The organism is Pedococcus sp. P2_E4 (assembly GCF_056403935.1).
Map to the genome: position 1 here is coordinate 1 of NZ_JBFUEO010000067.1, position 10,330 is coordinate 10,330.

The following is a 10,330-nucleotide window of genomic DNA, read 5'->3' on the forward strand; positions in this document are numbered from 1 at the left end:
CGCCGAGCGCGAGCCGGTGGCGCCCGCGGCCGACGCGGCAGCAGCCTCGCCGGTGGCCGCGAAGGTGCCGTCGGCGGCATACGCGAGGAAGTCCCGGAGCATCACGGCCCCCCGGGCCTTCAGGCGGGCCGGGTCGAGGTCGGACGCGAGCAGTGACGACACCACGGTCATCCGGCGGCGCGAGCGGGTGATGGCGACGTTGAGCCGGCGCTCACCCCCCTCGAGGTTGAGCGGCCCGAACCGGTGCAGGACCCTGCCGTGCGGCGTCTTGCCGTAGCCGATGGACAGGATGATCGCGTCGCGTTCGTCGCCCTGGACGCGTTCAAGGTTCTTGACGAAGAAGCGCTCGGGGCGATCCTCGTCGAAGAAGTCCCCGACCCCGTCGGCGGCCTCGGTGAGCAGCGTCCGGCGCAGGGCGTCGTCGAGCCGGGCAGCGTGCTTGATGCCGAGGGCGATGACCCCGAGCGACTCGTGCGGCCGGGTGCGGGCGTGCTCGAGGACGAGCTCGACGACCCGCGCGACCTCGGCGTCGGTGGACTCGATCGCCTCCTCGCCGGGTTGAACGACACCGGACCCGTCGACGGCCTCGAGCCGGACGACAGCATCCCAGCCGGTGCCGGGGAACGTGACCAGCGAGCCGTCGTACATCTCCCTGTTGGCGAAGGCGACCAGGCGCTCGTCGAGCGAGCGGTAGTGCCACGACAGCCGACGCGTCGGCAGCGCAGCGGTCAGGACGTCGAGCACCGACTCGAAGCCCTCGGTCAGCGCGTCGGTCTCGGGCTGGCCCTCCTCGTCGACCGCGGAGGTGAAGAACGAGGTTGGCGGCAGCTGGCGCTCGTCTCCCGCGACGACGACCTGGTGGGCCCGCGAGATCGCGGACACCGCCTGCGCGGGCGGGATCTGGGACGCCTCGTCGAAGATGACCACGTCGAACCAGCGCCCGGGCGGCAGCACCGAGGCGACGACCAGTGGGGACATCGCCCAGGCGGGCTTCACGGCGGTGAGCGTCTCGCCGGCCCGGGGCAGCAGCTCGCGCAGCGGGCGGTGCCGGCGTGCCTTGCCCGCCTCGGCCCGGACCAGCGCCTCCTGCTCGGGGTGGTCGGAGAGCACCTCGCGCAGCCGGCGCCCGGCACCCGCACGGACGCGTTCGGCGCTGGCTCGCAGGTGGGCGTGGTCCGCGGCGACGTACTCCCGCGCGACCCGCTGCAGCTGGGCGCCGTCGTGGGCGCCGTAGCGCGGGTCGCGGACGATGAGATCCTCGGACAGCGAGGTCCACCAGACGAACTCGAGCTCGCGGGCCACGTCGTCGGCCTCGACTCCGCGTGCCGCGAGGTCGTCGACCAGTGCACCCATGCCCGCCTCGCGCAGCGCGTCGAGCGCCCCCAGCACCCGCGGCACGATGGTGAGGCGCTCGGGCCGTGAGGCCAGGTCGCCGAGCCGCTGCTGGAGCGCGGGCAGGGGCGTGTCGAGCAGCGCCCCGCCTGCGGCGGTCGTGCGCAGCCGCTCCCCCAGCCAGGTGAGGTCGGCCGCGACGGCGTCGTATGCCGTGCGCGCCCGGTCGAGGTCGACCGGGATCTCGGGGCGCCCACCGGCGCCGGCCATCCGCTGCCAGGCGACGCGTTGCTTCTGGGCGTCCAGCAGGGAGGCGTGCACGTCGGCGGGGGGCGGCCCCGGACGCAGGAGCGAGCGGACCTGCCGGCGCAGCCGCCACCTGGCGAACAGGCCCAGCGGCACGTCGTGCTCGCTGCGGTAGGCCTTGGGGCCCGTGGCGGCGACGAGGTCGCCGAGCGGGATGTCGAAGATCTCGGGCCGGAACACCTCGAGGGTGTCGCGGACCTTGCCGACGGTGTCGAGCACGGCACCCCAGTCGGACACCCGGTCCGCCGGGGGGAGCCGCACCTCGTCGAAGACGTCCTGCATGGTCTGCTCGAGGTCCTGCAGCGCTCCCTGGCTGAGCGAGCTGGTGATGTCTCGGGCCCGGACGGCCTCGTCGGAGGTGGCGATGCGGGCGCCGTACCAAGGGTCGGAGCCCTCGTCGGTGGACCAGGCGCCGAGCGAGGCGGCCTCGGTCAGCTGTCGGCCGAGGTCGCGGACCTGCTGGCGGTCGAGCCCGGCGAGCTGCTCGCCGCGCACCCGGACCCGCGAGGTCGGCGGGTGCGCCGCGGCGCTGAGGGTGGCGATGGCCTCCTGCGCGTCGTGGGCGGAGACGCCCCACGGCTGCCGGACCTCGTGCAGCGCGGTGGCGTGGTCGACGAGCGTGGCGCGGCGCTCGACCAAGGCGTGTTCGAGCTCGGTCGTGTCGGGGTCCGTGGTCTGGGTGCCCCGGTCCAGGGCGGCCCCGAACTCCTGCGCCAGCCGGCGCTTGTTGGAGGCGCCGTCGTAGGCGTCGAGGACGAGGTCGGACAGCCCCACGCCGTCGAGTCGTGACAGCACCGCGTCGATGGCGGCACGCTTCTCGGCGACGAAGAGGACGCGCTTGCCCTCACCCGCAAGGCTCGCGATGAGGTTGGCGATGGTCTGCGACTTGCCGGTGCCGGGCGGGCCCTTGATGACCAGGTGGGCACCGGACCGGACGGCGTCGATCGCCGCCTGCTGCGTCGAGTCGGCGTCGAGGATCAGCAGCTCGTGGGCCGGGTCGGCGTCCGCAGGCGACTCGGGGACGCTGGTCCGGACGGCCCGCAGCGCCCCGGGGTCGCCGGCCAGAGCGGCGACGACGTCGTGGTCGGCAAGCGAATCCCCTTGTGCCGCAAGGTCTGCCACCATCGGAAGTTTGGCGTACGAGAAGGTCCCGGCCACCAGCCGTGGGGTGACCCCGAACTCGGGCACCGACGCGCACAGGCTGGTCAACGCGGCATACACGGGGTAGGGGTCGAAGGTGCCACTCGCGGTGGCCATCTCCTCGAGGGCGTTCGTGTCGAGCTCGAGACCCTGCTCGGAGCGCAGGTAGTGCTCCAGCACCGGGTTGAACTCGACGTCGTTGCCGAGGTCGACGTCGAAGTCCTCGCGCGCGGCTCCTGTCGGCTTGAGGACGCAGGACCGCAGCAGCACGGGGGCGGCGGGCGCACGGGAGGCGCCGCGCACCGTCCAGGTGGCCATGCCGATGGCGATGAAGCCGGCGGCGATGCCCCGCTCCTCGGCGAGCTCGAGGGTCTTGGCGCGGATGGTGCGGGCCCGGCGGCGCGCCTCGTCGAGGGCGGCGGGCTCGCGGACGAGGTCGGACAGCCGGGTGGGGCGACCGGCGAGCAGCATCGCCAGCCCGCCGGGATGGGCGGTCGTGAGGTCGAGCGTGCCGCTCGGCAGGTCGCGGTACCAGAGCAGGGTGTTGCGTCCGCCGAGGTCGACGAGGTGGCGCTGCCAGGCCTTGACGGCCTGGGCGACGCGGGTGGCCCGCGGGTCGGCGTCGGGGGCGTCGGGGGCGTCGCCGGCTGGGGACGGGGAGACGGTGTCCTCGGTATGCCGGGTGGGCGCGGTCGATTCGCCGCTGGGCTGCGGCGCCTCGGTGGTCTCGTCGTTCGGCTGGGTCACCCAAGCAGGCTAACGGGCGCGCGGACCGTGGCGGCCGACCGACTCAGGGCTGCGGCCGCTCCCTTTGGGGGTGCAGAGGTGACTCATCCGTCACCTCTGCACCCCCAAACGCGGGTATGGCGGGCGGTTCAGCCGGGCACATCCGTCGTACTACCGAGATCCGCCTCCAGCACCGACACCACGGCGGGAGGGGAGGTGTCCCGGACGAGCAGGGCCGTGATCGCGATGACGACGGCGAGGCCGGCCGAGAAGACGCCGAGCACGGCATACCCGAGCTGGCCGACGATGAGGCCCGCGAGCGCTCCACCACCACCCGCGGCCAGCCCCATCGCGAGGTCGGCGGCGCCCTGGGCGCCGGCCCGTTCGGCGACCGGCACGGCCCCGACGATGAGGGTCGAGCCGCTGACCAGGGTGAACGACCAGCCGAGCCCCAGGAGGAAGAGGCCGGTCGCGAGACCGGGCGACCACCCGCTCGGCGCCTGGGCGGCCAGGAGGCAGGCCACCACGAGGATCGCGGCCCCGACGAACGCGCACGCGCGCCCGCCCCAGCGGTCGGTGGCGAGGCCGGTCAGCGGGGAGAACGCGAACATCCCGAGCACGTGGACGCTGATGACCAGCCCGATCACACGCAGGCTGGCCCCGCCGTGGTGCATGTGCAGCGGGGTCATCACCATGACGCTCACCATGACGGTGTGGCCCAGACCGGTCGTGAGGACGCCGAGCACGGCCGCGGGCCGTGATGCCAGGGTGCGCGCACCGCGGACCACCGACCCGTGCTGGCGCTCGAGCGGCTCCGTCGCGACGGCCGCCGCCCGCTGGCGGGCGAGGACCAGCGGGTCGGGACGCAGCCGCGCGAACATGAGCAGCGCACCGAGCACGAGGCCCGCGAGGGAGAAGACATAGGGCCCGGTCAGGATCGGCAGGCCCAGCGCCCGCGCGACCGGCTCACCCGGGCCGGCGAGGTTGGGCCCGACCACCGCCCCGATCGTCGTCGCCCAGACGACGGTCGACAGGTCGCGCCCACGGTGGGCGTCGTCGGCGAGGTCGGCGGCGGCATACCGCGCCTGGCTGTTGGCGGCGTTGGCGCCCCCGAAGAGGGAGGTGCCGACGAGGAGCAGCGGGAAGCTGCGCACGAGCCCGGCGGCGATGATCGCGAGCGCGCCGACCATGCCGATCGCATAGCCGAGCAGCAGCCCGGACCGCCGCCCGCGGGCCGCCATGAGGTGGGCCATGGGGATCGCGATCAGCGCCCCACCCAGGACCTGGAAGGTGCCACCGAGGCCGGCGAGGTCGGCGGAGCCGCCGATGTCCTCGGCGAGCAGGGCCCCCACTGCAGCACCCGCGGTGACCCCGACCCCGACGAGGACCTGCGTGCCTACCAGCGTGGAGACCGTGCGGCGTTGGACGGCGCGGTCGGTGGCGTGGTTGGTCGCGTGGTCGGCGGTGTGGTCGGCGGGCACCCGGTCATTATGACGGGCACCGACACCCCCGCTCAGGAGCCGCCAGCCGTTCAGCCCTGCGTCGCCCGGCCGGTGTAGACGATCGGGAACGTCACGTTCCTGCAGGCGTCCTGCGACCTCGCAGTGTCGAGCATCATGACCGCGAGGGGGATCGTGATGCTGGACTCGCGAGGGACGACGTACGTACGGGCGCCGGGCTTGGAGGAGTCGTAGCGGCCGACGAGCAGGTTGGCCGCTCCGGCGCAGGCGGCGTTGGCGTCCTGGGGCGAAGCCGTCAGCTCGAGGATCTGGTAGGCCACCTGGTCTGGGTTGGTGACCGTCACGCGCAGAGTCTGCAGGTCGCCCGGGACCAGGGCGCTGACGCCACCGGCCGTGGCGAACGGCTCGTGCCCGGTCGGCTCCGTGGTGCTCTTGCCGGTCGGCGAGACGACCTGCAGCGCACCGGGATTCGGCTTCACGGGGGCATCGCGGCCCACTCCTCCCCCGCAACCACCCAGGAACACCAGCAGCGGCACGGCGACCGCGAGGGCGGCGGCCGTTCGTCGCTGCTGGGCTGCGATGGACATCGCTCTCCTCGAGGAGGGAGACCGCGGAGGGTCGGGGACCGCCTCAGCCTCGCCCATGCACCGTCGTGGCGTCGGGGAACACCTGTCTGTCAGGACGTTCTCGGGTGGAGCCGGTCCCCACTTCAGGTAAGGGTTTGGTCAAGTGCCCCACCTGTGGCGTCCAGCTCGTGTATAAGGTCGGGCCCCGGGGCAATGAGCCCAGGTCCCGGGCGATGAGGCCGTCCCGGGCGCTCAGCTCAGGTCGCGCAACGGCATGTATGCCGTGTTGATGCAGCCTGCAGCCTTGCCGACGCGGGCCAGTCCAGCGCGGTCGCCGGTGTAGAGGAACTTGGGCGAGGCGCTGCGGATCGTGGGGTACATCTGCTGAGTGGGGTCGCTCACGTGCTTGAGGCCCATGGCGTGACCGAGCTCGTGCGAGAGCAGGTTGGCGCGGCGCAGGCCGGTGCCGTAGCCACCGCTGGCCTGGGCGAGCATCTGCGGGGTGTCGATGACGACGAAGCCGCGCAGGGCGGCGACGGTGTAGGACGTCGTCCCGCCACTGCTGCGTGACACCCAGCCGTAGTAGAGGCCACCTTCGCCCAGGACCGAGCCCCACAGGTTGTACGTCGTGGCGCCGGGCGTGGTGAACGCGATGACCAGCTCGGCGCTCTGCTTCGACATGGAGCCGACCTTGGGCACCTCGGTCGTCGAGCCCTTGTAGGCGAAGGTGAACTTGGTGTTGGCCGCGATGTTGGCCACGGCGGTCTTGGTCTCGGCGAGGACCGTCGAGCGCAGCGAGCTGGGGACGGCGGAGAGGTTGACCTTGTAGGTGATGGCCGTCTGGCAGCCGTTCCAGCGGACGACCTGGCTGGTGCCGTTGGGCAGCTTGGCGTAGGTACGGGCGTACGGCTGGATGGCACCGGTGGCCGGCTGTGGGATGGCGGCGAAGACCGTCGCGGCGAGCGCGAGGGGGGCGAGGGCGATCCCGGTCTTGCGGATCGAGGTACGCATCAGGTGTCTCCGGAGGGCAGGCGGGTGGGGCATCCTCGCTGAGGGTAGGAACTCGGGCATTACCGGCGCGAGCGAAACGGAAAAACTCGGCCCTTCGGACTACCTCCGCCTCGTCCCGTCGGTTATCGCGGGCCCGGGTGCGTCACCACCGGGGTGCCCCACCCGTCGGGCGCCGCCCTGGTCCCCTGGCCTGAAGCCCCTCAACGCACCCGCAGGGTCGTGCCCGTCTCGCGCTCGAACGTGCGCCGGTCGACGCGCACGAGGCGCTCGAGCACCTGCTCGGGACTGGTCACCGCGGTGACGCCGGCGCGGCGGGACTCGACGCCGCTCACCGAGACGGCGCTGCCGTCGGCATGGACGACCACGACGAACTGCGGCGACCGCAGGTAGCGGGTGTACGACGGGTTCCGCGTGTAGACCCGTTCCTCGTTGCCCTTGAGGCTGCCGACGACGCGGCACGAGTAGTCCTCAGTCGTCTGGCACGGGCCGACCTCCGTGTGCATGGCGACGTAGGCGATGCCGGTGGGCGTGAGGTACGTCAGGTGCGCGCTGTGTCCCCGGTCCGTGAACGTGCCGGAGCTCGGGGCGACCGACAGCTGGCTCGAGTCGGTGTGCCGCCACCCCTGGAAGGGCGCCTGGGCGGTCTGGCCGTCGAACAGCACGAGCGGCAGCTGCGCCACGACGCGGTTGGTGCGGACCCGGTCGGCACCGACCCCCGCCCCGGCGACCATGAGGACGACGGCGCCCATGACCCCGGCGGCGACGAGCAGCCGACGCAGCCCGGCGGCGGTGTCGCTCCAGGCGAACGCCAGTGGTCCGGCAGCGAGGACGGCCAGTCCGGCCACGATGCCGACGGCGGGCGTCAGCTCGGTCGCGAGTGACGCCACGACCCCATTGAGCACCATGACCAGGAGGACGAAGGCCACCGGGAGGCCGAGGGCCAGGGTCACCGGCACCGTGCGCCGGCCGGGCGGGAAGGCTCTGCGGCCAGCGAGCACCAACCCGGCGACATACGCGGCGCCGAAGGCGACCAGCCCCACGACCGCGCCGAAGATGAACGCTCCCAGCTCCGCCCAGCCGTCGGCATCACTGGCGGCGGCAAGGGTCGCGTACCCGACAGCCAGACCAACCACCGCGCCCGCGGCGACCGACGCGACGAGGACCACCAGGGGCCACGCGGCGCGAGGCAGGCGAGACGTATGCCGTGGGCCGGGTGTGGGCGGACCGGCCGGCCACGTGGGCGGCGGGCTCGCCGGCGGCGGGCCGTACCGAAGCGGTGAGTGCTCCCCCAGGTCGCTCATGAACGCATGGTGCCCGCTGACGCGGTCTGCTGCTGCGAGCTTTGTGAAGGTCGAGCCGAAAGGGGCAGGCTGTCCGTGGAGGAGCAGCGGGCGGCATCCAGCGTCTGACCGGCCCTGCCGAAGAGGTCGGCCGCCTCGGCCAGCAGGGCCAGCGCAGCATCGGCGTCGCCACGCGCCGCGGCGAGGTGGGCCTTGGCCTCCAGCACTGCGGCCGGCCATGCGGTGCCCTCCCACTTCTGGGCTGACAGCTCGGCCGCTGCGAGGTGACGTTCGGCCGCGGGCAGGTCGTGCGCATCGGCGCAGGCGATCGCGGCCGGGATCTCGAAGGTCACGGTGCAGAACGGGCAGAAGTCGGTGTCCCCCATGCTGTCCTCGGCCCGCTCCACCACGACGCGCGCGGCGACGGGGTCCGGGGCCGCGACCACCATCGACCCGTGGATCCGCTGCAGGAGGTGCAAGCCGATCACCGACCACCTGGCCAGGGGCAGGGCCTGGTTGAGCAGGGCGATCGCCGCGACGCGGTCGCCCTGTGCGATGCGTACCTCTGCGAGCCTCTGCAGCGCATGTGCTTCTCCCGCAGGGGCATCGGCGTCGCGGTGCAGGTCGACCGCCTCCTGCAGCTCGCGTTCGGCGAGGTCCAGGTCACCCATCAGCAGGGCCGCCTCGCCGATCAGCGCCGTCGTGAACGCGACGCCGCGCAGGGCACCGAACTGCTGCGAGCGCTGCCGCAGCCCTTGAGCCAGCTCGATGACCTCGGCATACGGGATGCCTCCGTAGAGGAGGTACTCGGCGACACACAGGTGGGCGTCGAACAGGGCATGGGTGAGACCGGCATCCGACATCGTCCGCCGGAGCTCGATGCGGAACCGCTCGAACCACTCACCCCGCTGGTGGGCGATCAACCCTTGCAGCGTCACGAGATCGACGTACCTCCACGGGTCCTTGGGCGTGAGGAGCGATTCCCTGGCCTCCACCGCCAGGTCCCAGGCGCCGTCGATGTCGCCGCTGAAGTAGGCGAGGTTGCCGCGCGCCAGCAGGATCGGGCCGTCGGCGTCGTCGCCGAGCAGCTCCAGCCCGGCGAGGGCCGAGCGGGCGGTGTCGAAGTCGCTGCCGAAGCAGGCCGCCCGCGCCAGCCTCGCCCGGACCAGGCGGTGCTCCACCCCGGTCGTCAGCGGCACCGCGGCGCGATAGCTGGCGATGGAGGCGGGATCGCCCAGGGCCGTGAGCAGGTCACCGCGCCGGGCCATCAGGTGACCGAGCATCTCGCCCGTCGCGTAGTCGCGTACGCCGTCGACGAGGCTGAGCGCATCGCGGTAGGCACCCAGTGCACCGGCGGTCTCGACGGCCGGAAGCACATGGGGGATGGCCAGGCGCGGCTGGCCGGCAGCGAGGTACTGGTGCGCGATCCGGCCCGGAGGGGCGCCGAGCCTGGCCAGCTGACGCGCCACCTCGACCCGGGCCGCACTCTGCGCTGCGGGGGTCATCGTGTCGAGCACGGCCTCACGCACCAGGGCGTGCCGGAACTGGTACCCGGTCTCGGACCACCCGATCACCAGGACCGTCTGGGCGGTCTCGAGGTGCTGGTAGGCCTGCGTCTCGCTGACGCCCGCGACGGCGAGGAACTCGTCGGTGGTGAAGGACAACCCCAGCAGTGCCGCACGCTGCAGGGAGTGCAGGGTCTCGGGCGGCACGCTGGCGATCGCGGCAGGTTCCCTCCCCGTTGCGGCGGCTGCACCGAGCTCCAGGGCGGTGAACGGCAGGCCACCGCTGACGGCCCAGATGTGCTGCAGGGTGGCCTCGTCGAGGTCGGGGAAGCGCTCGCCGAGGAGCCGCAGGGTGGCCGACTCGTTCAGCGGGGCGATCTCGATGCGGGACCCGATGCCGCGAGCCACCAGGCTGGCGTGGACCTCCTCCAGCGCCGTGTTGTGCGCAGCGCGGTGGGCCAGCACCAACAGCACCTGGTCACTCGCGGCGCACCGGGCGAGGTAGTGCAGCAGGCGCAGCGACGCCTGGTCGGCCTCGTGGATGTCGTCGACGACGAGCAGGAGCCCGTGGCCCGCCGCGCCGAGCCGGAGCAGCTCGGCTGCCGCGACGAACAGCCGCTGGTGGGCGCTCTCACCCGACCAGGTCACCTGACGTTCGGACAGCGCGCGGTCGAGCTCCTCGCGGTAGCGGTCGTCGAGCCCGTCGAGCAGAGCGGGATGGCGGCGGCAGAGGTCGCCCAGAGCTTCGAGCACCGACGCGTACGGCCACGGCCCCTCGACCGTCGATGCCGTGCCGCGGGCAGTACGCCAGCCAGCCCTCTTGGCCAGGCTGTCGGCGAGGTCCAGCACGCTCGACTTGCCGACACCGGGGGGACCCGTGACGAGGATCGCGCCACCGCGCCCACCCTGCGCTGTCGCCATCCGTTCCCGGAGGGTGTCCCCCACGTCGCGGCGTCCGACGAGTCGGCGCTGCTCCCGCGCCGCGGCGCTCCCCTGCGCCGAAC

At 73.0% G+C, this 10,330-nt stretch carries 6 protein-coding genes; all 6 read right to left on the reverse strand.

Going from position 1 to position 10,330, the window contains the following annotated elements:
* Positions 1-3,525 (reverse strand): AAA domain-containing protein (locus tag AC1DV7_RS17695; RefSeq protein WP_477598649.1); only part of this gene is annotated, 3,525 nt, incomplete at its 3' end.
* 128 nt (positions 3,526-3,653) lie between these two features.
* Positions 3,654-4,985 (reverse strand): MFS transporter, encoded by a 1,332-nt coding sequence (locus AC1DV7_RS17700; protein WP_477598650.1) that lies wholly within the window; start codon positions 4,983-4,985, stop codon positions 3,654-3,656.
* A 50-nt stretch (positions 4,986-5,035) separates the two neighbouring features.
* Positions 5,036-5,551, reverse strand: a complete 516-nt coding sequence (locus AC1DV7_RS17705; RefSeq protein WP_477598651.1) for a hypothetical protein — start codon at positions 5,549-5,551, stop codon at positions 5,036-5,038.
* A 231-nt stretch (positions 5,552-5,782) separates the two neighbouring features.
* The gene (locus tag AC1DV7_RS17710; RefSeq protein WP_477598652.1) at positions 5,783-6,541 is read right to left on the reverse strand and encodes a matrixin family metalloprotease; all 759 of its coding nucleotides are present in this window, start codon (positions 6,539-6,541) and stop codon (positions 5,783-5,785) included.
* A 200-nt stretch (positions 6,542-6,741) separates the two neighbouring features.
* Entirely contained in the window at positions 6,742-7,842 is a 1,101-nt protein-coding gene (locus AC1DV7_RS17715; protein ID WP_477598653.1) for a hypothetical protein, read from the reverse strand.
* A partial coding sequence (locus AC1DV7_RS17720; RefSeq protein ID WP_477598654.1) for an ATP-binding protein occupies positions 7,839-10,330 on the reverse strand: 2,492 nt, incomplete at its 5' end. The genes AC1DV7_RS17715 and AC1DV7_RS17720, both read right to left, overlap by 4 nt.

What these genes read in the sequence shown, in the direction of transcription:
- AC1DV7_RS17705 (WP_477598651.1), bottom strand. Translation starts at nt 5,551, where the DNA reads ATGTCCATCGCAGCCCAGCAGCGACGAACGGCCGCCGCCCTCGCGGTC.
- AC1DV7_RS17710 (WP_477598652.1), bottom strand. Translation starts at nt 6,541, where the DNA reads ATGCGTACCTCGATCCGCAAGACCGGGATCGCCCTCGCCCCCCTCGCG.
- AC1DV7_RS17715 (WP_477598653.1), bottom strand. Translation starts at nt 7,842, where the DNA reads ATGAGCGACCTGGGGGAGCACTCACCGCTTCGGTACGGCCCGCCGCCG.